General features: G+C 73.2%; 20 protein-coding genes. 12 read left to right on the top strand and 8 right to left on the bottom strand.

Annotation, left to right across the window (positions count from 1 at the left end):
- Positions 1–16 precede the first annotated feature (16 nt).
- The 5 genes from ACZ4EF_RS29685 to ACZ4EF_RS29705 all read left to right on the top strand — a co-directional run bounded on the left by ACZ4EF_RS29685 (position 17) and on the right by ACZ4EF_RS29705 (position 4862).
- On the top strand, positions 17–1189 hold the full coding sequence (locus tag ACZ4EF_RS29685; protein ID WP_467507197.1) for an NAD(P)/FAD-dependent oxidoreductase: 1173 nt from the start codon (positions 17–19) through the stop codon (positions 1187–1189).
- Positions 1190–1254: 65 nt separating this feature from the next.
- Complete coding sequence (locus ACZ4EF_RS29690) at positions 1255–1629, top strand: Rv2175c family DNA-binding protein (protein WP_355334168.1); 375 nt, start codon at positions 1255–1257, stop codon at positions 1627–1629.
- Positions 1630–1657: 28 nt separating this feature from the next.
- Entirely contained in the window at positions 1658–2323 is a 666-nt protein-coding gene (gene thiE, locus ACZ4EF_RS29695; protein WP_467507164.1) for a thiamine phosphate synthase, read from the top strand.
- 614 nt (positions 2324–2937) lie between these two features.
- Positions 2938–3855, top strand: a complete 918-nt coding sequence (gene metF / locus ACZ4EF_RS29700; RefSeq protein WP_355334163.1) for a methylenetetrahydrofolate reductase [NAD(P)H] — start codon at positions 2938–2940, stop codon at positions 3853–3855.
- A 44-nt stretch (positions 3856–3899) separates the two neighbouring features.
- Positions 3900–4862 carry a hypothetical protein gene (locus tag ACZ4EF_RS29705; RefSeq protein WP_402713918.1) on the top strand — a complete coding sequence of 321 codons (963 nt, stop codon included), beginning with the start codon at positions 3900–3902 and terminating at the stop codon, positions 4860–4862.
- 24 nt (positions 4863–4886) lie between these two features.
- On the opposite strand, the gene ACZ4EF_RS29710 is transcribed toward ACZ4EF_RS29705, so the two are convergent.
- The 4 genes from ACZ4EF_RS29710 to ACZ4EF_RS29725 form a co-directional block, all read right to left on the bottom strand.
- Positions 4887–7169, bottom strand: coding sequence for a terpene synthase family protein (locus ACZ4EF_RS29710; RefSeq protein ID WP_467507199.1), 2283 nt, complete (start codon positions 7167–7169; stop codon positions 4887–4889).
- Between the two features lie 219 nt (positions 7170–7388).
- Positions 7389–8906, bottom strand: coding sequence for a phytoene desaturase family protein (locus ACZ4EF_RS29715; RefSeq protein WP_467507167.1), 1518 nt, complete (start codon positions 8904–8906; stop codon positions 7389–7391).
- Between the two features lie 35 nt (positions 8907–8941).
- Entirely contained in the window at positions 8942–9550 is a 609-nt protein-coding gene (locus ACZ4EF_RS29720; RefSeq protein ID WP_355334153.1) for a DUF4126 domain-containing protein, read from the bottom strand.
- A 281-nt stretch (positions 9551–9831) separates the two neighbouring features.
- Positions 9832–10446, bottom strand: a complete 615-nt coding sequence (locus ACZ4EF_RS29725) for a TetR/AcrR family transcriptional regulator (protein WP_355334150.1) — start codon at positions 10444–10446, stop codon at positions 9832–9834.
- Between the two features lie 164 nt (positions 10447–10610).
- Here ACZ4EF_RS29725 and ACZ4EF_RS29730 point away from each other — a divergent pair, with 164 nt between their 5' ends.
- The 3 genes from ACZ4EF_RS29730 (at position 10611) to ACZ4EF_RS29740 (ending at position 12706) form a co-directional block, all read left to right on the top strand.
- On the top strand, positions 10611–11108 hold the full coding sequence (locus tag ACZ4EF_RS29730; protein ID WP_355334148.1) for an SAV_6107 family HEPN domain-containing protein: 498 nt from the start codon (positions 10611–10613) through the stop codon (positions 11106–11108).
- Positions 11109–11259: 151 nt separating this feature from the next.
- Positions 11260–12030 (top strand): methyltransferase domain-containing protein, encoded by a 771-nt coding sequence (locus tag ACZ4EF_RS29735; protein ID WP_467507170.1) that lies wholly within the window; start codon positions 11260–11262, stop codon positions 12028–12030.
- A 247-nt stretch (positions 12031–12277) separates the two neighbouring features.
- On the top strand, positions 12278–12706 hold the full coding sequence (locus ACZ4EF_RS29740; protein ID WP_355334142.1) for a DUF3040 domain-containing protein: 429 nt from the start codon (positions 12278–12280) through the stop codon (positions 12704–12706).
- 482 nt (positions 12707–13188) lie between these two features.
- Here ACZ4EF_RS29740 and ACZ4EF_RS29745 read toward each other — a convergent pair whose 3' ends face one another.
- The 4 genes from ACZ4EF_RS29745 to ACZ4EF_RS29760 all read right to left on the bottom strand — a co-directional run bounded on the left by ACZ4EF_RS29745 (position 13189) and on the right by ACZ4EF_RS29760 (position 18849).
- Positions 13189–15591, bottom strand: coding sequence for a transglutaminase TgpA family protein (locus tag ACZ4EF_RS29745; RefSeq protein WP_391043952.1), 2403 nt, complete (start codon positions 15589–15591; stop codon positions 13189–13191).
- Positions 15588–17111, bottom strand: coding sequence for a DUF58 domain-containing protein (locus ACZ4EF_RS29750; RefSeq protein ID WP_467507173.1), 1524 nt, complete (start codon positions 17109–17111; stop codon positions 15588–15590). The genes ACZ4EF_RS29745 and ACZ4EF_RS29750 overlap by 4 nt, the downstream gene beginning before the upstream one ends.
- Positions 17111–18133, bottom strand: coding sequence for an AAA family ATPase (locus ACZ4EF_RS29755; RefSeq protein WP_188283215.1), 1023 nt, complete (start codon positions 18131–18133; stop codon positions 17111–17113). Before ACZ4EF_RS29755 ends, ACZ4EF_RS29750 begins: the two co-directional genes overlap by 1 nt.
- A gap of 152 nt (positions 18134–18285) precedes the next feature.
- Positions 18286–18849 carry a beta-class carbonic anhydrase gene (locus ACZ4EF_RS29760; protein ID WP_355334136.1) on the bottom strand — a complete coding sequence of 188 codons (564 nt, stop codon included), beginning with the start codon at positions 18847–18849 and terminating at the stop codon, positions 18286–18288.
- 268 nt (positions 18850–19117) lie between these two features.
- On the opposite strand from ACZ4EF_RS29760, the gene mraZ reads away from it, so the two are divergent.
- From mraZ to ACZ4EF_RS29780, 4 genes are all read left to right on the top strand, one after another.
- A complete protein-coding gene (gene mraZ, locus ACZ4EF_RS29765; protein ID WP_355334133.1) occupies positions 19118–19549 on the top strand; it encodes a division/cell wall cluster transcriptional repressor MraZ in 432 nt (143 codons plus the stop codon).
- A 198-nt stretch (positions 19550–19747) separates the two neighbouring features.
- Positions 19748–20725, top strand: a complete 978-nt coding sequence (gene rsmH, locus ACZ4EF_RS29770; RefSeq protein WP_355334131.1) for a 16S rRNA (cytosine(1402)-N(4))-methyltransferase RsmH — start codon at positions 19748–19750, stop codon at positions 20723–20725.
- Positions 20726–21081: 356 nt separating this feature from the next.
- Positions 21082–21576 (top strand): cell division protein FtsL, encoded by a 495-nt coding sequence (gene ftsL, locus ACZ4EF_RS29775; RefSeq protein ID WP_401303762.1) that lies wholly within the window; start codon positions 21082–21084, stop codon positions 21574–21576.
- A gap of 66 nt (positions 21577–21642) precedes the next feature.
- The gene (locus ACZ4EF_RS29780) at positions 21643–23769 is read left to right on the top strand and encodes a peptidoglycan D,D-transpeptidase FtsI family protein (RefSeq protein WP_355334127.1); all 2127 of its coding nucleotides are present in this window, start codon (positions 21643–21645) and stop codon (positions 23767–23769) included.
- The last annotated feature ends 1 nt before the right edge of the window (position 23770 follow it).

A 23770-nucleotide genomic window follows, 5' to 3' on the forward strand; every position in this document is an offset into this window, starting at 1 on the left:
GATTGTCGGGGCCGGGATGGCCGGGGTGCAGACGGTGGTCTGCCTGCGCGAGCAGGGCTGGCGGGACGGCATCGTGCTGGTCGGCGACGAGCCGCACCCTCCGTACGACCGCCCGCCGCTGTCGAAGGCGGTCCTGCTCGGCACGGCGGGCGAGGACACCGACGTCCGCTTCGACGTCGACTTCGACGCCCTGGACGTGGATCTGCGCCTGGGCGTACGGGCGCAGGGGCTGCGGCCAGCCGACCACGAGGTCGTCACCGACAAGGGCGGCCTGCGCTACGGCCGTCTCGTCGTCGCGACCGGCGCCTACCCCGTGGCCCTGCCCGGCACGGCGGGCCTGCCCGGCGTCCACCTGCTGCGCACCCTGGACGACGCGGCGGCGCTGCGCCCGGTGCTGGACGCCCACAAGGACGTCGTGGTGGTCGGCGCGGGCTGGATCGGCGCCGAATTCGCCACCGCGGCGCGGCAGGCGGGCTGCGAGGTGACCGTCGTGGAGGCCGCGGACCGGCCGCTGTCCGGCGCGCTGCCCGCCACCATCACCGGCCACATGCGGGCCTGGTACGCCGACGCCGGGGTACGGCTGCTCACCGGCACCGCCGTCGCCGAGGTCGAACCCGGCGCCGTGGTGCTCGCCGACGGCACCCGGCTGCCCGCCGCGGCCGTCGTGGTCGGCATCGGCGCCAGGCCCGCCACCGGCTGGCTGGCCGGTTCCGGCGTCGGCCTCGGCCCGGACGGCGCCGTACTCGCCGACGACCGGCTGCGCACCACCGCGTCCGACGTGTACGCCGTCGGCGACTGCGCGTCGTTCCCGTCCGCGCGCTACGGCGAGCGGCTGCTCATCCACCACTGGGACAACGCCGTGCAGGGCCCGCGGACCGCCGCCGCCAACGTCCTCGGCGGCGACGAGGCGTACGACCCGGTGCCGTACTTCTGGTCCGAGCAGTTCGGCCGCTTCGTGCAGTACGCAGGGCACCACACGGGCGCCGACACGATGCTGCTGCGCGGCGACCCGGCGAGCCCGTCCTGGTCGGTGTGCTGGCTGCGCGGCGGCGCCCTGGCCGCGCTGCTGGCCGTGGACCGGCCGCGGGACCTGGCGCAGGCCCGCAAGCTGGTCGCCCGCGCGGCGGTGCTGGACCCGGCGCTCGCCGCCGACCCGGCGGTGCAGCTCAAGTCGGCGGCCCTGCGCTGAGCGGGGCGTCCCGCTAACGGCGCAGTGCCGCAGCGGTTGTCGGCGGCGGGTGGCACCCTTGTCCTGTGACTGTTTTCTCGTCGGTTGACGCACACATTGACGCTCTCGTCCCCTCGTGGCTCACGCTGCCCGAGGTCGCGGAGCGGCTCGGACTCGACATCACCCGGATTCGCCCCCTCATCAAGGAGGGCCAGCTCATCGCGGTCCGCCGCGGTGAGAACAAGGTGCTCATGGTGCCCGCGGACTTCGTCGGCGAAGGCGCCATCACCAAGGGCCTGTCCGGCACGCTCACCGTGCTCAAGGACGACGGGTTCTCGGACGATGAGGCGCTGGAATGGCTCTTCACGCCCGACCCGAGCCTCCCCGGCACCCCCGCCCAGGCACTGCGCGAGAATCGCGGGACCGAGGTGAAGCGCCGAGCGCAGGCGCTCGCCGTGTAACCCGTACGCCTCAGGGGGAACCGCCCGCATGACGACCACCGCCGCCGCCACCGCCGTGGGTACCGCCCGTGACCGGCTCGCCGCCGCCCGGCTCTATCTGTGCACCGACGCCAGGACCGAGCGCGGCGACCTCGCCGAGTTCGCGGACGCGGTACTGAGCGGCGGGGTGGACGTCATCCAGCTCCGGCACAAGGGCATCGAGGCGGGGGCCGAACTGGCGGCCCTCGCCGTCCTCGCCGAGGTCTGCCGCAGGCACGGCAAGCTCCTCGCGGTCAACGACCGCGCCGACGTGGCGCACGCGGCCCTGGCCGACGTCCTGCACCTCGGCCAGGGGGACCTGCCGGTCCCGGCCGCGCGCGCCATCCTCGGCGAGGAGGTGCTGATCGGGCGCTCCTGCCATGCCGCTTCCGAGGTGGACGCCGCCGCCGTGGAGCCCGGCGCCGACTACTTCTGCACGGGGCCCGTCTGGCCCACGCCCACCAAGCCGGGGCGTCCCGCCCCGGGGCTCGACCTGGTCCGGCACGCCGCCGGGCTCACGACCGACCGGCCCTGGTTCGCCATCGGCGGCATCTCCCTCGACAACATCGCCCAGGTCCGCGCCGCCGGTGCGCGCCGCGTCGTCGTCGTCCGCGCCCTCACCGAGGCCGCCGATCCCGCCGGTGCGGCCTCCGCCCTACGCGCCGCCCTCGCCTGACACCTAGGCGGTGAGCATTCCCAGGGCCCGGGCCCCTGGACGGTCCTCTCCCGCAGGCGGCAAGCCGATCTTTTCGGGGCGCGGCCCCGAGGCGGTCTTTCTGCCAGGGCGGCTGGCCGGTCTTTTCAGGGGCGCGTGGAACTGCGCGACCAGCCCCCACCGGGCTGTCAGCCCGGAAACAACAGCATCTGCCCCGCTGGGGCCGGTTCTCAAAGGCCCGCCACCGCCGTGGCCGAGCGCGCAGTTCCCCGCGCCCCTGAAAACCCGGCGTGCCGCCCCCGGCAGAGAAACCGCCCGGGCCCGCGCCCCGGAAAACCCGGTGTGCCGCCCAGCGCAAGGAGGCCGCCCGGGGGCGCGCCCCTCACTACACGGTGTGCCGCCCCCGGCAGAGGGACCGCTCGGGGTCGCATCCCGGGAAAGCGGGGACCCGCGGGAGGGGAAGGTGGCTTCGGCGGGGCCTGACGGGGGGCGAGCCCCGGGGAAGGCGCGGGCATGGGCGCCAAGCCCACCCGGTGTCCAATCCGTGGACCGCCGGTGGCCAGGAAATGGACGTACGAGGTCATATCGCCCCGTCCGGTTACGGACGGTGGCCAGCCGGGGCTAGCCTTCAAGGCATGGCTTTGGGGACACCTTCCACGCGAACAGACCGGGCGATCACGATCCGTGAGCTCCTGGCGCGGGGCGAGCGCTCGTACTCGTTCGAATTCGCCGCGCCGAGGACGGAGAAGGGCGAGCGGACGCTGTGGAACGCGATCCGCAGGATCGAGGCGGTCGGCCCCACGTTCGTGTCGGTGACCTACGGCGCGGGCGGCTCCTCGCGGGAGGGCACGGTGCGGGCCACGGACCGGATCGTGTCGGACACCACGCTGACCCCGTGCGCGCACCTCACGGCCGTGAACCACTCGGTGGCCGAGCTGCGCAACATCATCGGTCAGTACGCGGACGCCGGAATCCGCAACATCCTGGCTGTGCGCGGTGACCCGCCGGGCGACCCGCTCGCGGAGTGGGTGCCGCACCCGGAGGGCCTGACGTACGCGGCGGAACTGGTCCGGCTGATCAAGGAGTCCGGCGACTTCTGCGTCGGCGTGGCCGCGTTCACCGAGATGCACCCGCGCTCCACCGACCCGGCCGAGGACACCCGGCACTTCCTGGACAAGTGCCGCGCGGGCGCCGACTTCGCCATCACGCAGATGTTCTTCGATGCGGAGGACTACCTGCGGCTGCGCGACCGGGTCGACGCGGCGGGGTGCAGCACCCCGATCATTCCCGAGGTCATGCCGGTCACCAACGTCCGGCAGATCGAGCGTTTCGCCCAGCTCGGCAACGCCCCCTTCCCCTCCGACCTGGCCGAACGCATCCTCGCGGTGCAGGACGACCCGGTCGCGGTCCGGGCGATCGGCATCGAGTTCACCACCGAGATGTGCCGCCGTCTGATGGCGGAGGACATTCCGGGGCTGCACTTCATTACTCTTAACCACTCGACAGCGTCGCTGGAGATCTACGAGAACCTCGGTCTGCACCAGCGGACGTGACCGGCTCGGTACAGTCGGCTCGGTCCAGTTAAGGAAGTGGGCGCATGGGCTACTCGGTGCTGTACGTCGCCTTCGGAATCGTCGCGCTGTGGCTGCTCGGTGAGGTACTGCTCCAGTACAAGGCGCGGCTGCGCTATCGCGTACTGGCCTTCGCCGGGTTCCTGGGCGTGGTCGTCGGCGTGTCCCAGCGCAATGTGATCATCATCGTGCTCGGCGCGCTCGCCTTCGGCGCGGGCCAGTCCTTCGTGACGCTCTCCTACAAGCGCGGCTTCTCCACCGGCTGGGCGCTCGGCGGGCGTCCCGGCTCCAGCCGCCGCCGCAGGAAGGGCGGGGTGACCGAGCCGGTGCTGGAGGTCAGCCCGGTCGAGGAGGAATACCCGGAGGAATTCGCCGCCGCCCGGCAGCCGGGTCCGCGCGACGAACTCGACGCGGACGAGCCCGATCTGTTCGGCGGCGGGCGGCCGTTGGACTCCGGCCAGATCTACCAGCCGGTCCCGATGCACGAGGACAGCGGCGAATACCCGGTCTACGACGGCCAGTCGACGTACACCCCCGACCCGTACACCAGCGGCGGCTACGAGGGGTATGGCGCGCAGGGCTATGCGGGCTGGGGCGGCGAACCCCAGCCCGCGGCGGCCTCCTACGCCGGTGACGGCTCCGACCAGTCCGGCTGGGGCGGCCACGAGTACGGCTACGACCCGGGCGCCTACCAGGAGCCCGCCCCCGCCCCCTACGGCTACGACACCCCGGCCGGCGGCGGCGAGCCCTACCCGTACCCGTATCCCCAGCCGCAGCCGCGGTACGAGACCTACGGCGGTCAGCAGGAGCAGGAGCAACAGCCGCTGGGCAGCGACCCGTACGGCTACCCGTACCAGCAGCAGCCCGACCCGCAGACGCAGCCGTACATCCCCCAGCAGCAGTACCAGTCGCCGTACGAGCAGCAGCAACCGCCCCAGCAGGAGCAGCAGCCGCAGTACGCCGACCCGTACGACCCCTACCGCTACTGAGAGTTCGCCCCGCCGCCCGGCCCGCTACCCGGCCTGGGTGCGGGCCGCGTGCAGCAGTGACGGCAGCCGGGCCGCCGCCGTGCCCAGGCCGTTGGGCGCGGCCCAGGTCTGGGCGGGCAGCACGGCGGCCACGTGCGGGAAGTCCCGCCGCAGCGTCTCCTCCTCGTACCGGTGGCAGCCCTCGTGCCAGGTGAGGATGCCCGCCAGCCAGTCGCGCAGCTCCTGCGCGTAGCCGAGCAGCACCTCGCGCGCCGCGTCGTCGAGTGCGAACTCCTCGAAGAGCGTGGGCAGTTGGTTCTCGGTGATGTGCTGGAACTCCTGCATCCGCGCGGCCATCAGATCCCCGACCACGTCCATCGCCTCCTGCGGCGAGCAGTCCAGGAAATTCTGCACGACGAGCACCGCGTTGTGGATCTCCCCCTCGAACTCGATCTCCTTGCGGTACGAGAACACGTCGTTGAGCAGGCAGGCGAAGTCGGCGGCGGCCACCTCCATGGACTGCACGGGCCGCGAGCGGTAGACGGCGTCCGGCAGCGCGTCACCGTGGCCGATCCGCGACAGGCTCATCGTCAGGTCGGAGCCGAAGGTCTTGCGGCGCATCTCGATGTAGTCGACCGGGTCCGGCACCCGGTTCTGCTTCTGGTTGGCCAGCTCCCACAGCCAGCTCTCGCACATGTCCTCGACGGCGAAGCGGAATTTGCCCCGCGCGTCGGGGGACATCGGGCCCGCGGTGCGCCGCCACAGGTCCGCCAGACCCCGTTCCAGCGCGCTCACCGGCGTGGGCGCGGGCTCGTCGCCCAGCGGCATGAACAGCTTGAACCGCTCGGTGGCCAGCCGGGCCGCTCCGGTGTCGGGGGACCGGCCGAAGACCAGCGGGTAGTAGTCGTCGCCGTAGGTGCCCCAGGTCAGCCAGTCCGTGGTGAGGTTCAGCTCCTCCGGCGAGGCCGCCGGGTGGATGCCCGCCGCGCACAGCGCGAAGTCGTAGTCGGCGAGCTTGCGTTCGTTCCACAGCCCGCCGGGGACGGGGAAGCCGGGCTCCGCGCCGAGGATGCCCATCGCCCGGCCCCACTCCATGTTGTGCCGCCGGGCGGTGTCCAAGTGCGGGCTGAGCGTGGTCTCGAACGGCATGTGGATCTCGGCGCGCCGGACCGTGTCGGTGGGCTGGTGCGGGGCGTGCGAGAAGGACCGGGCGCGCTGCGGCAAGGTCGCGGCCAGCGAGTGCAGGATCTGCGCGGCCGAGGTGCCCAGGCCCGTCGGCCCGCCGATCGCGCCGCCGCCGATACCGGCGCCCGCGCCCACGGCGCGGGAACTGCCGTCCGCGCCGTTCATGTACCGGCTGGAGCGCATGTGCCACTCGTGGCCGCCCGACTGCCAGTCCTGGAGTCCCTTGACGTACGCGAAGACGCCGAGACGTTCCTGCGGGGTCAGGCCGAACTGCCCGAACAGCGGCTCCACTTCGGTGAGAGCGGTGTGCTCGAACTGGTGCAGCCGCGAGGTCAGCAGGTCGTTCACCCGGTCCGCTGCCTGCTGGGCGGTCAGATCGAGGAACCGCTCAAGGACCAGGACGGCGTTGGAGAGTTCGCCCTCGTCCTCGATCTCGCGCTGGTACGAGAACAGGTCGTTGCGCAGGTGCACGCTGTCCGCGAAGCAGTCGCGCAGCACCCGCATCGCACGGCTCCCGGCGATCCGCGCCGGTACCTCGGCGCCCGCCGCGTGCTCGATCAGATTCGCCGACCAGGGCGCGCCGCCCACCTTGCGGCGCATCTCGATGTACTCGATCGGATTCGAGACCCGGCCCGCGTTGATGTTGGACAGCTCCCAGAGCGACTCCTCCAGCAGGTAGTACGTGCTCTCGTGGAACCGCTCCCTGAAGTCCTGCGACATCGTCGGCACCGTGCGCGCCCACAGGTCCGCGAGCCCCGCCTCGACCTGGTTGGTCGGCTCCGGCACCGGCTGTCCGGGATCCACCGGCATGAAGGCGGGCAGCCGGTCCAGGTACGCCTTCGCGCCCTGCATGTCCTGGCTGCGCTTGAAGATGTCCAGGAAGTGGTCGTCGAAGAAGAACACCCACACGTACCAGTCGGTGACCAGGTCCAGTTCGGGACCCGACGCGTCGGGATGGGTGTACGCGCACAGCAGCGCGTAGTCGTGGGCGTCGTAGTCCGCCTCGTCCCAGATCCCTGAGCCCTCGATCATGTCCATCTCGCGGGCCCACGCCTTGGAGTGCTCCCTGGCCCGTTCCAGGTGGGGGTTGAGCCGCGCCGGATACGGCACGTAGAACTGCGGGAGTTCGAAGGGCTGCGGCATGCTTCGTACGGCCTTCCGCTCGGTGATCACGGGCCGCCGTTCACGCTAGGCGGCCACCGCGCGCCCCCGGAGCGCCCACCGGGCTTTTCCGTCCGATCGGTTGAATCCGGGCGGTGGTCCGCTTAAGGATCTTCGCGGCGGTAACGGGGGCGGCAAGAGGCGGACAGCGGACGGGAATCCGTCGAGCGAGCCGTCAACGAGCGCGCGGCGCACGCCCGTTCACCGGCTGCCGCCGGGCCCGCCCATGATCAGGTCCGCCACGATCGCGCCCGACATGCCCGCGTGCGGCAATCCGCCGCCGGGGTGGGCCCAGCCGCCGACCCGGTAGAGACCGGGCAGCGCGTCGGCGTTGGGGGAGCGCAGCAGTGAGCCGTGCGCGCCCGCGAGCGCGGGCGCGGGCACCGAGCCGCCCGGTGCGCCGGTCTCGCGTTCCGTGTCCGCCGGTGTCCGCACGATCCGCCACAACTCCCGCTCCCGCAGGCCGGGTACGGCCGCCTCCGCGGCGGCCACCGCCCGCTCGGCGACGGCGTCGGCGGCGCCGGGAGCCGTCCAGTCCAGGCCGGCCCGGCCGTGCGGCGGCACGGTCACCCTCACGGTGACCGCCTCGTGCCCGTCGTCCGGGCGCAGCGCGGGGTCGTCGGGCCGCAGCACCGTCACCGTGGGGACGGCGTCCGTGGTGCCGGGGGAGTCGAATGCCCAGGTCAGCGCGCGCTCGCGGTCCGGGGCGTGCACGACCGTACGGTGCACGGCGTCGGCCGGGCGCGCGCCGCGCAGCGCCAGGTGGACGGTGAGGACGCCCCGCGGGTGCCGCGGGCCCCAGTCGGGCAACTCGTCCTCGGACTCCCAGGGCAGCACGTGGTCCCGGTAGAGCGCGGGCAGCGGCGCGCCCGCCACCACGAAGTCGGCCTCCGCCGTACCGCCGTCGGCCAGTTCCACCCCGGCGGCCCGGCCGTCCTTCTCCAGCACCCCGGTGACCTCGGCGCCGAACCGGAACTCCACCTTCCGCGCCAGACAGCGCGCGTACACCGCGTCCGCCAGCGCCCGCAGCCCGCCGGGCACGTACCAGACCCCGAAGGTCTGCTCCACGTACGCCAGTACGGTCGCCGAGGCGGGAGCGGTGCGCGGGTCGAGGCCGTAGTCGAGCGGATAGCTCTCCAGCAGCGCGGCCAGCCGGGGGTCGCGCAACTCGCCGTCCGCGACGGCGGACAGGGTCCGCGCCCGCGCCGCGCGCCGCAGCAGACCGCGCTTCCCGGCCGCCGGATACGGATCCTCGCGCAGCGCGGCGGTCGCCCCGGACACCGCGTCCTCCAACAAGGGCCTGCGAGTGGCCTCCCAGGCTTCCCGGGCGCGCAGCATGACCTCGCTCCACCGCTCGCCGTTCCCGGCCCCCAAAGCGCCGTCCAGCGCCTCCATGACCCCGGAGCGCGAGGCGTTGGGCAGCGTCAGATCCGTACCGTCGGCGAAGACGTGGCGGGCGGCCGGATCGGCCTGCGCCAGACCGACGGACTGTTCGAGCGACTCCCGGCCGGTCTTGACGAACAGATCGCGCTGCACGGCGGGCAGCAGCAGGAGACCGGGGCCGGTGTCGAAGGCGAAACCGTCCCTCTCGACCCGGCCCACACCGCCGCCGTACGTCGCCGACCGCTCGTGCACCACCACCCGGTGGCCGCCGATGGCGAGCCTGGCCGCCGCCGCCAGCGAGCCCATACCCGCGCCGATCACCGCAATCCGTGCCATGGCAGGGACTGTATCGAAGGCCGCCCGACAGGCTCTCAGGTGGGCGCCGGGGTGCCGTTCCGGTTCTTGCGCTCCCTGCGCTCCCTGCGGCGGCGCAGCGCGCGCCGGATCCGGGACAGCAGCAGGAGCACGACGGTCATGCCGAGCACCAGCAGCACCGCCGCGATGATCGCGGCCGGCAGCGGATGGAAGAGCGCGAAGGTGACGATGCTCGCGACGCCCAGGTCCTCGGCGAGGCTGACCACGATATTGCTCGCGGGCTCGGGCGAAGTGTTCACCGCCAGCCTCGTGCCCGCCTTCACCAGATGGCTGGCCAGCGCCGTGGACCCGCCGACCGCGCCCGCCGCCAGCTCCGACAGCGAACCCGACTGCCCGGCCAGCAGCGCCGCCACCACCGCGCCCGCGACCGGCCTGATCACCGTGTGCACGGCGTCCCACGCCGAGTCCACGTAAGGGATCTTGTCGGCCACCGCCTCGCAGAGGAACAGGGCGGCCGCGATCAGCAGCACATCGGTGCGCTGGAGCGAGAGCGGCACCTCGTCGGTGATACCCGCCCTGCCCATCACACCGAGCAGCAGCACGACGGCGTAGGCGTTGATCCCGCTCGCCCAGCCGCTGGTGAAGACCAGCGGAAGTACGGACATGCGCGGGACTCTAGCGAACCGCGCCCACTGTCACCGAGTGAAATCGCGCGGTCATGAGTATCCGTACCTAGACGCGCGGTTGAGTACGTTCGCGGATGGGGCGTCGGCCGGGAAACCGGAAGAGTGGGGACCGCGGACGGGCTTCGGTGCCAGAACCGCCGACACGGGGCGGCGGAAGTACACCGGTCCGTACGTGAACGGGGGGCGCACGGGGGAGGCGCTGTTCTGGCACGGACCTGCGGGGGACCGGACCCTGCCAGAACAGCGCACCCGCGGACCGCTCACTGGCGCGCCGAACGCCCGCCGACCCTGCCCTGGAGCAGCCGGGACAGCGCCGCGTGCACCTCGTCGATACCGCGCTCCGGCTGGAACGCCTGCCAGTCCAGCGCGGCGACCAGCACCATCCCGAACAGCGCGGACGCCGTCAGCGGTACGTCGATCTCGTCGTTCAGCTCACCCGCCGCCACGGCCTCGCCCAGCACCTTCTCGACCACCGCCACCGCCTCCTGACGCAGGATCATCAGCGTGTCCTGCCAGGCGCGGTTGGTGCGCCACAGCTCGGCCACGTAGAGCTGCGTGAAGGACGGGTAGCGCACGATGAAGTCGAGCCCCGCGTGGATCATCGCGTCCAGCGCGTCGACCTTGCCGCCGCCCTTGGCCTCCGCGTCCTGCGCGGCCTCGCGCAGCGAGACGGTCAGCAGACCCACGCCGTGCCGCAGCAACTCCTCGAACAGGTCGTTCTTGCTGGCGAAGTTGTAGTAGACGGTGCCCTTGGCGACCCCGGCCCGTTCGGCGATCTCGTCGACCGTGGTGGCGGAGAAGCCCTGTTCGGCGATGAGGGTGACGGCGGCCTCGTACAGCTTCTGACGAGTGGCCTGGCGTCGTGCGGTGGTCATGGTGCCGATTCTGCCTGTCCGGCGTCCGGCATGTTCACCGGGCACGTTCACCCGGCGGATTCCGGCCACCGCGCCAATGTCCCGTTTTCGGGCGTTACCCCAGGTCAGGACCGATTGTCAGTGGTAGCCCCCACTATGGGTGGCACGGAGAAAGGAGGCTCGCCATGGCAGCTCCCGTAAGCGACATCCATCCTGTGCTGCGCCGCGCCACCGCGTCACCCGCCGCCCTTGACCTGCTCACCCAGGCACACCTCGGCCTCGAAGAGGCCGCCGTCCTGGAGACTCCGAACGAGCGCTACGCCACCGCCCACCTCGCCGCCCTGCGCACCGCCGCCGCGGTGCTCGCGGTACGCGGCCGACCCGAGCCCGCCCCGCGCCGCCGCCAGCGGATACGCACCGCCTGGGAGGTGCTGCCCGAGGTCGCGCCCGAACTGGCGGAGTGGAGCGCCCTGTTCGAGGCGGGCGCGGCCCGCAGGGCCCGCGCCGAGGCCGGCATAGCCGGAGCCGCGGGCCCCCGCGACGCCGACGACCTGCTGCGCGCCGCGACCATGTTCCTGCGCCTGGTGGAGCGCATGCTGCTCCTCCAGCCCGCGCTCGCGGGCAAGCCGCCCCTGATCCCGGCCCCCGCGGCCGCGGAGCCACCCCGCAGACGCGCCAACTGACACCCGGCCGCGCGCGGCGGCCCCGTCGTCCTGGTCACGCACGAGCACCCGGACCACGACACCCGGCCGCGCGCGCGGCGGCCCCACCTCGGCCGGGGGCTCTAGAGTGGAGCCGCCCAATGTGACCAGCCCCTGCGAGGAGCCGCGCGCCATGTCCCGTCAAGGAGGGGTGGACCCGATGCGCCCCCGTGCCAGTCTGCGTACCGCCGTGGTGTGGGAGGTCCTCAAGGACGCTCTCGAACGGCGGGCCAAGACCGCGGACACGGCGGCACTCGACGTCCTGGACACCGGCGGCGGCACCGGCAACTTCGCGGTGCCCGTCGCCCGGCTCGGCCACCGCGTCACCGTCGTCGACCCCAGCCCCGACGCGCTCTTCGCACTGGAGCGGCGAGCCGCCGAGGCCGGGGTCACCGACCGGGTCAGCGCCGTCCAGGGCGACACCCACGGGCTGCCCGACATCGTGCCCCGCGCGAGCTGGGACATGGTGCTGTGCCACGGCGTCCTGGAGTACGTGGACGACCCGGCGGAGGCCGTGCGCAACGTGGTCGGAACGCTCCGGCCCTCCGGCGCCCTCAGCCTGCTCGCGGCGGGCCGCGGCGGCGCCGTACTGGCCCGCGCCCTCGCCGGGCACTTCGCGGAGGCCCAGCACGCCCTCGGTGACCCGGACGGCCGATGGGGCGACGGCGATTCGCTGCCCCGCCGCTACACCGCGGACCAGCTCACCCGGCTGGTCACCGACGCGGGCCTGCGGGCCGCCGCCGTGCACGGCATCAGGGTCTTCGCCGACCTCGTCCCCGGCGTCCTGGTCGACACCGAGCCGGGCGCCCTGGAGGCGCTGCTGCGGCTGGAGCTGGCAGCGGCGGAGGAGCCCGGATTCCACTCGGTGGCCACCCAGCTCCACGTCCTCGGCGAGCGCGGCTGACGGACCCCGCGCGACCCCCGGAAGGACCTCTTCCGCTTCACCCGCCCCCGCCACCGGCCGGAGTAGTCGGTCACAGGCCCCCCGTACCGCCATTGCTGACCGTATGCTGGCATGACGTAACGGCGGACGGGGAATGAAGCCCCCGTCGGATTGGCGTAGTGGGGCGGGTTTCATGGGGGCGAATCCCTGCCTATCCTGAAAGGGTCGGACCGGTCGCCCCCCTGCGACCGACGAGTAGGAGGACTCCGTGCCGCTCTCGGAGCACGAGCAGCGCATGCTCGAGCAGATGGAGCGAGCGCTGTACGCCGAAGATCCCAAGTTCGCGTCGGCGCTTGAGGGAAGTGGGCTGCGCACGTACACCAGGCGGCGTGTCTACCAGTCGGTGGCGGGCTTCCTGGTCGGTATCGCGCTGCTCATGGGCGGCATGATCGCCAAGCAGCCCTGGATCAGTGTGGTGGGCTTCCTGGTCATGCTGGCCTGTGCGGTGCTGGCCGTCACCGGCTGGCGCAAGGCGGGCAAGCCGGGCGAGGCGGCGCCCGCCGCCGGGGTTCCCGGTGCCCCCGGCGCACCCGGCCGGCGGCTCAGCCGCCGCAACCAGGCCAAGCGGGGCAAGGTCATGGACCGGATCGAGGAGCGGTGGCAGCGCCGCCGCGACGAGCAGCAGGGTGGCCGCTAGAGGGCCACTTCCGCCAGCACGGCGCACCGTCCGAGGGTCCCGCACCCTCCCGACGGTGCGCCGATCTTTATGCCCCCCGTGCGCCCACCTGTCGCCGTGCGGCGAGCCGATCCCTGAGGGTCGCGGCTCTGAGGCCGTGCCGACGCAAGGCGTGTGCCCCGGAAGGGCGCTGGGGGCACCTCCCAGCGTTAGCTGGGGGAGGAACCGCGCGGTCCGCCGCCGGCCGCGCTGAGGAACCGCGCGGTCCGCCGCCGGCCGCGCTGAGGAACCGTGCGGTCGGTCGCCGGCCGCGCTGAGGAACCGCGCCGTCCGCCGCCGGCCGCGCTCCCGCAGGTCACCACCCGCCCCGGCGGGGCAGTCCGGTCGTTCCCGGACTACCGGCCCCTGGGGGCGGGCGCGCAGGTCCTCCCGCCCCTGATGGGGGCACGCCCCGCGCGGACGGCGCAGCCCCCTGAGGGGCGCCCCACCCGCGCGGTGGTGACTCACGCCTGGCGGGCCAGGCGCCTCCTCAGCGGAGCGACAAGGCGATGCCCGGCCTCGGACAGACGGAGAGTGACCGCGGACCACCGGTCAGAAAGGTGCCAGATCACCCGGGCGGAGGAACGCGGCAGAAGCACCGCCCGAAGGCGACCGCGGCGCCCGGCCGCCGCGTGCAGGCCCTCGCGGACGTGCCGGACATCGGCCGGCAACCCGGTGACCGGCTGGGGCCTGGGCGAGTAGAGCACCTGCTCCACCGCCGTGGCCAGGGCGCCCGCGGAGACCGCGGCCTGGCCGGTCAGACCGCCGTCCTGGACCAGCCGGGCCATCGCCCGCCGCGGGGTCTCGGAGTCGTCCGGCGGGACGCCGTAGTCCCAGCCGGTGTCGACCACCTCGCGCCAGGCGGACAGGGCGAGCCCTTCGGCCCTGTCCCGTCCGCCGCCGAGCCGTCTGGACCGCTGTCGGCGCCGCCAGAGCATGGGCAGCAGCGGGACGGCCAGCACCAGCAGCGCGAGCAGCGTGAGCACGGCGATCCTGCCGCCGCCGAACCCGCCGCCGCCGGAACCGCCGGAAGCGGCCACCGCCGTGTTGTCGCAGGAGCTCTGCGCCCGGTTGTCGCTGCCGCAGCTCGCGCTCGCCGACGGCGTCGGGGTCGGCGTCGTCGCCGTGCCGTGCTGTCCCTGGTCGGCGGGCTCGTTGGTGCCCGAGGGCGTCGTGGTCTGGGTGTACGAGGGGGCCGTGCCCCGGTACGGGGTCGGCTCGAACCGGGTCCAGCCGATGCCCTCGAAGTACAGCTCGGGCCAGGCGTGCGCGTCCTTGAGGCCCACCGACATCGTGCCGTCCGAGCCCTGCTGCGAGCCGGGGGTGAAGCCGACCGCCACCCGCGCCGGGATGTGCAGCGTGCGGGCCATCGCCGCCATGGTGAAGGCGAAGTGGATGCAGAAGCCTTCCTTGGTGCGCAGGAACCGCGCTATGGCGTCCACGCCGGTGCCCGACTGCGCCTTGGTGTTGTAGACGAACGCGCCCGAGGTGAAGTACCGCTGGAGCGCCAGCGCCTTCTCGTAGTCGTTGTTCGCCGACTCCGTCACCTGCTGCGCGGTCTGCGCGACCACCTTCGGCAGCGAGCCGGGCACCTTGGTGTACTCCTCGGCGACCCGTCCGGTGGCCGGGGGCGCGGCGGCGAGCTGCGCGGCCGTCGGCTGCACCTGCATGCTCGTGACCGAGTACGTCAGACCCGAGGTGTTCTGCCCGCGGTCGCCGATGATCGTCCGGCCCTCGGGCTCGAACCGCCAGTGCCCCGACACGTCGACGCCCAGCGCCGGGAAGGGCATCGGCAGCCAGCCCTGCGCGTAGCCGTCGTCGACCTTCACCGTCGTCTGGACCTTGGAGTACTTCACGTCGGAGGCCATGCCCGCGGGCTGCGGCAGCACCGACGGGATGTCCTCGATCTTCCGCTTCGACGGCTGCCACTGCGTGCCGTCGAACTGGTCGAGCGCCACGATCCGCAAGTACATGCTGGACAGATCGGTGGAGTTGGTCCTGTACGAGAGGACTTCGCGGTTGTCCTGCTGGTTGAGGTTGTCCTGGAGGGCCACCACCGGGTTGACCGCGGAGATCGTGCCGCCGCGCCCCGGTCCCGTACCGGTGCCCGAGGTGTCCAGCAGGCCGCTGCCCAGCGACGGCAGCACGGCGGGCGCGACCAGGGCCAGGCCCAGCGCCATCACGCCGATCCTGCGGCCGGTGCGCACCGGGGCCAGCGCCCGGCTGCCGGAGGCCGGGTTGGCGGAGCCGCCCCAGCCGTTGGCCGGCGGACCGCCGCCGAAGACCCGGCCCCAGCGCGAGAGCCGGTCCCGGCCCTCGGCCAGGAGCAGCAGCAGGTAACCGGCGGCGGCGACCACGAAGTACAGCCACTGCGCACCGCCGTTGGACAGCCCCGCGGCCACCGAGTACAGCGCCAGCAGCGGAAGTCCCGCGGGGGCCGCGCTGTTGTACGTGACGGCCAGCGCGTCCACCGCGAGCGCGACCACCAGCACACCGCCGACCAGCAGCATCCTGATGCCGGGGGTGACCGGCGCCGGGATGGCGAACTGGCTGACGTCGGTCAGCCCGTCGCGTACCAGGTCGCTGAGGTGGACGAAGGCGTTGGGACCGGGGATGACGCCGCCCAGTGCCTGGTGCGGCGCGAACATCACGGTCAGCACGAGCAGTGAGACCACCGCCTGCGCGAGGACGGTCAACGGCCGGGCCAGCGGCACCCGTCGGGCCAGCGCGCCGACCCCGGACTGGAGTGCCACGAAGAGCACGGCCTGGAACATCCAGCCCGCGGGGGTGGCCAGCGGCAGCAGCGAGCAGGCGGCCATCACGGAGGCGGCCGCCGCACACACCGTCAGCCGGGCACGTCCGCTCATGTTGTGGCCCCTGCCTCTTGCTGTTCCTCGCGTGAGCGGTAACGGTCGGCCCGCTGCCACAGTTCCGGCAGCGAGTCCCCGGCGCGTACCGACAGCACCGTCCAGCCCGCCTCGCGGAGCATCCGCAGCGGTGTCGGGGTGTCGTCGTCCTCGGCGCCGGTCTCCCGCGCGCCGTGCTCGGCCGGGGGCTCCGACCTGGCGCCCGGCTCGCGGGCCGTCCAGTCGTCGCTGTCCAGGACGAACGCGACGGCGCCGCCCGCCCGTTGCCGCATCCGGCCGACGTTGGCCGCCTGCTCCTCGTCCAGGTCGCCGAGGAAGGCCACCAGCAGCCCCTCGTGGCTGGACCGCAGCACCTCGTAGGCGCGGGACAGGCCGTCGCTGTGCGCGGCGTCGGGGCCGGAGCCGGAGCCGGGCGACTGCGCCAGGTCGTCGGAGTGGTCGACCACGGCGAGGGTGTCCAGCAGGACGCCCGCCATGTCCGAGGAGTCGCCGACGTAGCCGCCGGTGCCCTCGGGGCCGGGGACGCTGCTGCCGGTGTCGGTCAGCAGCCGTACCGCGAAGCCGCGTTCCAGCATGTGGGTGGAGACCGAGGCGGCGGCCGAGACCGCCCACTCGAACGCCGAGTCGGGGCCCGCGCCGTAGTAGGCGGAGCGCCGGGTGTCCAGCAGGACGGTGCAGCGCGCGCGGTGCGGCTGCTCCTCGCGGCGCACCATCAGCTCGCCGTACTTGGCGGTGGAGCGCCAGTGCACCCGGCGCAGGTCGTCGCCGTGCCGGTAGCCGCGCGGGATGACGTCGTCCTCGCCGGCGAAGGCCAGCGCGCGGGTGCGGCTCTCGCCGTAGCCGTTGGCCTCACCGGCCAGGCGTACCGGCGGCAGCGCCTCGACGCGCGGCACCACGGTGAGGGTGTCGAACGCGCTGAAGGAGCGGGTCAGTTCGCACATGCCGAAGGGGTCGGTCAGCCGCAGTTGCAGCGGGCCGAGCGGGTAGCGGCCCCGCAGGTCGGAGCGGACCCGGTAGGACACCTCGCGGTGGCCGCCGGGCTCCACCCGGTCCAGCACGAAGCGCGGGCGCGGGCCGAGCACGTACGGCACCCGGTCCTGGAGCATCAGCAGTCCGGTGGGGATGCGCGAGACGTTGTCGACCCGCAGGTGCACGCGGGACTCCGACATGGCGGGCACCCGCGACGGGGCGAGCCGCCTGCTGCCCGCGACCCGGTAGCGGGTGCGGTACAGGACGGCGACGCAGACCAGCGGCAGGATCGCCAGCAGCAGTCCGACCCGCAGCAGGTCGGGCTGGCCGAGCACGTAGGCGCATATCCCGGCGGCGACCCCGGCCGCGACGAAGGACCGGCCTCGGGTGGTGAGTCCGCCGAGCGCGGTACGGAATCCGCCGCTCGCCTGCTGCGGTCCCGCGGCGCCCGGCTGGCCGCCCTGGCGGCCCTGCGCCGGACCGCGCTGCGGCTGCGGCGCGGATTGTGGCGGTCGGGTCGGCGGCGGGGTCCCGGCGCCGGGCGTCGCCATCACAGGCCCCGCAGGCCCTGCGGGCGGGCGGACGGCTTCTGCGGCCAGCCGCCGGCCGCCGGGTCGGGCACCGGGACGCGCTGCACGATCTCGGCGACCACCTGTTCGGGGGTGCGCCGGTTCAACTGCGCCTGCGCGGTGGGCAGCAGGCGGTGCGCCAGTACGGAGGAGGCCAGGCCCTGCACGTCGTCGGGCAGCACGTAGTCCCGGCCGTCCAGCGCGGCGGAGGCCCTGGCGGCCCGCACCAGGTGCAAGGTGGCGCGCGGCGAGGCGCCGAGCCGCAGATCGGGGTGGTTGCGGGTGGCGCCGACCAGCGTCACCGCGTACCGCCGTACCGGCTCCGAGACATGCACCATCCGTACGGCCTCGACGAGCTTGACGATCTCGTGGGCGTGCGCGACGGGCTGGAGGTCGTCGAGCGGCGAGACACCGCCGTGCACGTCGAGCATCTTCAACTCGGCGTCCGGGCTGGGGTAGCCGATCGAGACCCGGGCGGTGAACCGGTCCCGCTGCGCCTCGGGCAGCGGATAGGTGCCCTCCATCTCCACCGGGTTCTGGGTGGCGATCACCATGAAGGGGCTCGGCAGTTCGTACGTGGTGCCGTCCACGGTGACCTGCCGCTCCTCCATCGACTCCAGCAGCGCCGACTGGGTCTTGGGCGAGGCGCGGTTGATCTCGTCGCCGACCACGATCTGCGCGAAGATCGCGCCCGGCTTGAACTCGAAGTCCCGCCGCTGCTGGTCGAAGACGCTCACTCCGGTGATGTCGGACGGCAGCAGGTCGGGTGTGAACTGGATGCGCCGCACCGAACAGTCGATCGACCGTGCCAGGGCCTTGGACAGCATCGTCTTACCGACACCCGGCACGTCCTCGATCAGCAGATGTCCCTCGGCGAGCAGCACCGTCAGTGCGATGCGGACGACTTCGGGCTTGCCCTCGATCACGTTCTCCACACTGCGGCGTACCCGGTCAGCGGTCGTCGTCAGATCGCTCAGGCTTGCTCGTGCGTCAAAGGTCGTCACCCGGTACTCCTCGGCCATGTTCCTCGGGACACGGTCATCCCTGGACCGGCCCACCCCACTTGCGTGCCGCTCGTGCTCGCGCCGGGCGAGGCAGTGCGGTGCCGCACGATGCATTCTTCCCTTACGCGGCACCCCACGTCACTCGCCTGCCGTTACTTGTTCGTGATTTCCCGGAGTAGACCAGTGTGCACGTCGAAGACGAACCCGCGCACGTCGTCGGTGTGCGCGAGGAAGGGCGAGGTGCGCACCCGGTTCATCGACTGCCGGACATCCTGGTCGATATCGGTGAACGCCTCCACCGACCAGGTCGGCCGCTGGCCGACCTCCCGTTCCAGTTCGGTACGGAAGTCCTCGGTGATGCTCTGCAGGCCGCAGTTGGTGTGGTGGATCAGCACGACGGAGCGGGTGCCCAGCGCGCGCTGGCTGATGGTGAGGGAGCGGATGGTGTCGTCGGTGACCACGCCGCCCGCGTTGCGGATGGTGTGGCAGTCGCCCAGCTCCAGGCCGAGCGCCCGGTGCAGGTCGATGCGGGCGTCCATGCAGGCCACGACGGCGACCTTCAGAACGGGCCTGGCATCCATGCCGGGGTCTTGGAACGCGTCGGCGTAGCGCTGGTTGGCTGCGACGAGCCGGTCGGTAACGGACGCGGTGGCGGTGTCTCCGGAGCGGCCGCTGACGTCGGTCGGCGCTGGGGAACCACTGGCAGATATCGACATGTCTCTGACGGTACGGCTCCGGGTGCCGTTCCACCTGCTGTGAGTTCCCACGAAATTTCGGCTCAAAAAGGATAAGCATCGGCAATTCCACGATGTGTGAGGTAGCCCACACGCCCTCCGGGGCTCACCGGAAAGGGGTGACGCGAGGGGACGCGAGGGGTGACGCGGAGGTCGCGGGGGACGTGACGCGCCCGGCTCCGCTCTGCGTTGACCGTGGGGGCCGGTGGAGTAAAGTGGCGCGAAGTGGTGCCGTCTGCTGGAGGTGTGCATGTTCCTCGGGACGTACACCCCGCGGCTCGACGACAAGAACCGGCTGGTGCTGCCCGCCAGGTTCCGCGAGCAGTTCGCCGACGGACTGGTGATCACCAAGGGGCAGGAACGCTGCTTGTGCGTGTGGTCGGTCGACGGCTTCAAGGCCGCCACCAGGAGCCTGTCCGACGCCCCGCTGACCTCGAAGGGCGCGCGGGACTACCTGCGCGTGCTGTTCGCCGGGGCGCATGACGAGGTCCCCGACAAGCAGGGCCGGGTCACGGTGCCGCAGCCGCTGCGCGCCTACGCCGGGCTGGTCAGGGACTGCGCGGTGATCGGCGCGGGCAGCCGGGTGGAGATCTGGTCCGCGACCGCCTGGGAGGGCTATCTCGCGGCCCAGGAAGACACCTTTTCGGCCCTGTCCGAGGAGGTTCCGCCCGGATTACTGTGAGCGCGGCCCGACCGGTCCGCGCCCCGGCGCACCTGCGCGCACCCCACGCTTGACTCCGTACCACCGCGCGGACGTACGGCCCGGCCTCCTCCCGCTCTGCCGCTCCGCTGGCACCACTTCCCCGGTGCCAGGGGAACGTTTCCTTTCGAGCGGGCGGGGACCCGGTTCTACGTCCCTCGTACCGCCGAGAAGGGCCCCATGAGCGACACCACCCCCGCGCAGCCCGAGCCGCGCCATGTGCCGGTCATGCTCCGGCGCTGCCTGGACCTGCTGGCCCCCGCGCTCGCCGAGCCGGGCGCGGTCGTCGTGGACGCCACCCTCGGCCTCGGCGGCCACAGCGAGGCGCTGCTCAGCACGTTCCCCGCCGCCCGGCTGGTCGCGCTCGACCGCGACACCGAGGCGCTGAAGCTCTCCGCCGAGCGACTCGCGCCCTTCGGCGACCGCGCCACCCTCGTGCACGCGGTCTACGACGAGCTGCCCGACGTCCTGGACCGGCTCGGCATCGTCCGCGTCCAGGGCGTCCTGTTCGACCTCGGCGTCTCCTCCATGCAGCTCGACGAGGCCGGCCGCGGCTTCGCCTACGCCCAGGACGCGCCGCTGGACATGCGGATGGACCAGACCACCGGGATCAGCGCCGCCGAGGTGCTCAACACGTATCCGCCGGGCGACCTGGTGCGCATCCTGCGCGCGTACGGCGAGGAGAAATTCGCCCGCAAGATCGTGGACGCGGTGGTGCGCGAGCGGGAACGGGAGCCGTTCAGCAACAGCGCGCGCCTGGTGGAGCTGATCCGTACGGCGCTGCCGCAGGCCGCGATGCGCACCGGCGGCAACCCGGCCAAGCGGACCTTCCAGGCCCTGCGGATCGAGGTCAACGGCGAGCTGTCGGTGCTGGAGCGCGCGGTCCCGGCGGCCGTCGGGGCGCTCGCGGTCGGCGGCCGGATCGCCGTGCTGTCGTACCAGTCGCTGGAGGACCGGCTGGTCAAGCAGGTCCTCGCGGCCGGGGCCGCCACGACCGCGCCGCCCGGCTTGCCGGTGGTGCCCGAGCAGTACCAGCCCCGCCTGAAGCTGCTCACCCGCGGCGCGGAACTGCCCACCGAGGACGAGATCGCCGAGAACCGGCGGGCCGCGCCCGCCCGGCTGCGCGGCGCCGAGCGGATCCGCGAGGACGCGCGGTGAGCCAGGACCGGCCGGGGGACCGGCGACGGCCCCCCGGCGACGACCGGGCACGCCGGGACCGGTCACCTGAGGGCCGGCCGGGCGACGGCCGGGCACGCGGGGAACCGGCGCGCGGACGCACCCCGCGCGAGGACCCCGCCCGTGGCCGCGCCCCGCGCCAGGAACCGCCCCGTAAGCGGGCCGCCGGTCAGGAACCGTCCCGCGAGCGGCCCGCCCGCCAGGACCGGCCGCCGCGCCAGGACCGCGGGGAGCCGCGCCGCGGGACCGCGAGGGTGCCCAGGCCGCCGCGCCCGCCCGGCCTGTCCGTACGGCCGTCCGCGGGCCGCGGGTCCGCCCGGTCCGCAACCGCCGCCCGTATGCCGTTCGTCCTTCTTGTCGTGACCCTCCTCGCGGGCGGCCTGCTCTCCCTGCTGCTGCTCAACGGAGCGGTCAACCAGGACTCCTTCGAGCTGAACAAGCTTCAAAAGGAGACCAACGGTTACACGGACGAGCAGCAGCAGCTCCAGCAGGAGGTCGATCAGTACGCGGCCCCCGGCGGCCTGGAACAGCGCGCCCGGCAGCTCGGCATGGTGCCGGGCGGCAACCCGGCCTTCCTCAACCCGGACGGCAGCGTCCGGGGCACCCCCGAGGAGGCCACGGCGCCGCCCGCGCCGCCGCCGACCAGCAAGGCGCCGCCGGCCCCGACCGGCACGCCCACCGCGACCCCGCCGAGCGGCACCCCGACCGGGGCGGCCGACGCCGCCGCGACCGGGTCGCCGACCGGCGCCCCCGGCACCACTCCTTCGGCCCCCACGACCCCCGGCGGCGCGCACGCCGCCGCCACGACCACTCCCACTCCTCCCGGCAGGTGACTTCGTGAAGCCTCAGCCACCCTCCCCGACCGCCCGTTCCCCGCGCCCCGCGCGGAGGGCCGGCCGGTGAGCGAGCCGAGACGACCGCAGCCGGGCCGCGCCCCGCGCCCCGGCGCGCCCCGCCCCCGCGCGTCCGGAGCGGGCAACGCGGGCGGCGCGGCGGCCGGAGCCGCAGGAGCCCCCGCGGGCCGGATTCGCCGCCCCCGCCCCGAAGGCGCCGCGCCCCGACCCGCCCAGCGCGCGGGCCAGCGGCTCGGCCAGCGCCCCGCCGCCCCCCGCCCGCGCCGCACCGCCCCGCCGCCGCGGGCCCCCCGCGGCCCCCGGCTGGTCAAGCTCGGCAGGCCCAAGCCCCGGCTGCGGCTGGTCGGCGTCGCCCTCACCCTGGTGATGGCCGCCTTCGTGATCCGGCTGCTCCAGGTCCAGGCCGTGGACGCCTCCACCTACGCGGCCAAGGCCGCGGTGAACCGCTGGGTGACCCACGACGTCACCGCCGACCGCGGCACCATCACCGACCGCTCCGGCGTCGACCTGGCCACGACCGTGGACGCGTACGACATCACCGCCGACCCGTATCTGTTCACCCCGGAACAGACCAAGACCAAGGACGCGCCGCTCCAGGCCGCCGAACTGCTCGCGCCGATCGTCGGCGGCGACCCGACGGCCATCGCCAAGGCGCTGGCCACCCCCAAGTCCCGCTACCAGGTGATCGCCCGCCAGCAGTCCCCGCAGGTCTGGAACCAGATCAAGGACCTGAAGAAGGCGTTCGCCGCCACGTACGCCAGGGGACAGGGCGCCAACGTGCTGGCCGGGGTCTTCAGCGAGACCCACACCAAACGCGTCTACCCCGGCGGCGACCTGGCCGCGGGCGTCCTCGGCTTCGTCAACAGCCAGGGCGTGGGCGGCGGCGGCCTCGAATCCATGCTCAACAAGGAACTCGCGGGCAAGAACGGCAAGATCCGCTACGCCCAGTCCGACGGCCGCCAGGTGCCCACCGCGGGCGTCCAGGAACACCCCGCCGTGCCCGGCTCCGACGTCGAGCTGACCCTGGACCGGGACATCCAGTGGGCCGCCCAGAGCGCGATCACCGCCCAGGTGCAGAAGTCCAAGGCCGACCGCGGCTATGTGATCGTCCAGGACTCCAGAACCGGCGAGGTGCTGGCCATGGCCGACGCCCCCGGCTTCGACCCCGGCGACCTCGCCCACGCCGACCCGCGCGCGCTCGGCAACGCGGCGATGCAGGACGCGTACGAGCCCGGCAGCGTCAGCAAGCTGATGTCGATGGCCGCGATCCTCGACACCGGCACCGCCACCCCCGACACCCGGGTCACCGTCCCCGGCACCCTGCCGCGCGCCGACCGGGTCTTCCACGACGACGTCGACCACGGCACCTGGTACCTGACGCTCAACGGCGTCCTGGCCAAGTCCAGCAACATCGGCACCATCCTGGCCAGCCAGCAGCTCGGCACGACCCAGCCGCAGGCCAACCGGGTGCTCTACTCGTACCTGAAGAAATTCGGCATCGGCGACCCCACCGGCATCGGCTTCCCCGGCGAGACACCCGGCATCCTGGCCAAGCCGCAGGACTGGAACGCCTCCCAGCAGTTCACCATCCCGTTCGGCCAGGGCCTGTCGGTCAACGCGCTCCAGGCCACCTCGGTCTACTCGACGATCGCCAACGGGGGCGTACGCGTCCAGCCCACGCTGATCCGCGGCACCACGGGACCCGACGGCCGCTACGTCCCCGCGGACCCGGCCAAGAAGACCCGGGTGGTCAGCGCGCAGACCGCCAAGACGCTCTCCACGATGCTCGAATCGGTCGTCGGCGACGAACAGGGCACCGGACTCCACGCGCGGATCGCCGGATACCGCGTCGCGGGCAAGACCGGTACGGCCAACCGGGTGGACCCGGAGACCGGCAAGTACAAGGGCTACACCTCGTCGTTCCTGGGCTTCGCGCCCGCCGACGACCCGCGCGTCACGGTCTCCTGCGTGATCCAGAATCCGACTAGGGGCAGCTACTTCGGCGGCTCCATCTGCGGCCCGGTCTTCAAGCAGGTCATGGAATTCGCGCTCAAGACGCTGAAGGTCCCGCCGTCCGGCACCAAGGCTCCCCATCTACCGGTCGACTTCGACCCGGCCCAGCCCGCGACGCCGCCCGGCACCGCGAAGCCCGGCACGGACAAGGCGCGGTGAT

The organism is Streptomyces sp. NPDC025721 (genome assembly GCF_055558595.1).

Coding starts and splice junctions, on each gene's coding strand:
- ACZ4EF_RS29685 (WP_467507197.1), top strand. CDS start 17: ATGGCCGGGGTGCAGACGGTGGTCTGCCTGCGCGAGCAGGGCTGGCGG.
- thiE (WP_467507164.1), top strand. CDS start 1,658: ATGACGACCACCGCCGCCGCCACCGCCGTGGGTACCGCCCGTGACCGG.
- metF (WP_355334163.1), top strand. CDS start 2,938: ATGGCTTTGGGGACACCTTCCACGCGAACAGACCGGGCGATCACGATC.
- ACZ4EF_RS29705 (WP_402713918.1), top strand. CDS start 3,900: ATGGGCTACTCGGTGCTGTACGTCGCCTTCGGAATCGTCGCGCTGTGG.
- ACZ4EF_RS29710 (WP_467507199.1), bottom strand. CDS start 7,169: ATGCCGCAGCCCTTCGAACTCCCGCAGTTCTACGTGCCGTATCCGGCG.
- ACZ4EF_RS29715 (WP_467507167.1), bottom strand. CDS start 8,906: ATGGCACGGATTGCGGTGATCGGCGCGGGTATGGGCTCGCTGGCGGCG.
- ACZ4EF_RS29720 (WP_355334153.1), bottom strand. CDS start 9,550: ATGTCCGTACTTCCGCTGGTCTTCACCAGCGGCTGGGCGAGCGGGATC.
- ACZ4EF_RS29725 (WP_355334150.1), bottom strand. CDS start 10,446: ATGACCACCGCACGACGCCAGGCCACTCGTCAGAAGCTGTACGAGGCC.
- ACZ4EF_RS29730 (WP_355334148.1), top strand. CDS start 10,611: ATGGCAGCTCCCGTAAGCGACATCCATCCTGTGCTGCGCCGCGCCACC.
- ACZ4EF_RS29735 (WP_467507170.1), top strand. CDS start 11,260: ATGTCCCGTCAAGGAGGGGTGGACCCGATGCGCCCCCGTGCCAGTCTG.
- ACZ4EF_RS29745 (WP_391043952.1), bottom strand. CDS start 15,591: ATGAGCGGACGTGCCCGGCTGACGGTGTGTGCGGCGGCCGCCTCCGTG.
- ACZ4EF_RS29750 (WP_467507173.1), bottom strand. CDS start 17,111: ATGGCGACGCCCGGCGCCGGGACCCCGCCGCCGACCCGACCGCCACAA.
- ACZ4EF_RS29760 (WP_355334136.1), bottom strand. CDS start 18,849: ATGTCGATATCTGCCAGTGGTTCCCCAGCGCCGACCGACGTCAGCGGC.
- mraZ (WP_355334133.1), top strand. CDS start 19,118: ATGTTCCTCGGGACGTACACCCCGCGGCTCGACGACAAGAACCGGCTG.
- rsmH (WP_355334131.1), top strand. CDS start 19,748: ATGAGCGACACCACCCCCGCGCAGCCCGAGCCGCGCCATGTGCCGGTC.
- ftsL (WP_401303762.1), top strand. CDS start 21,082: ATGCCGTTCGTCCTTCTTGTCGTGACCCTCCTCGCGGGCGGCCTGCTC.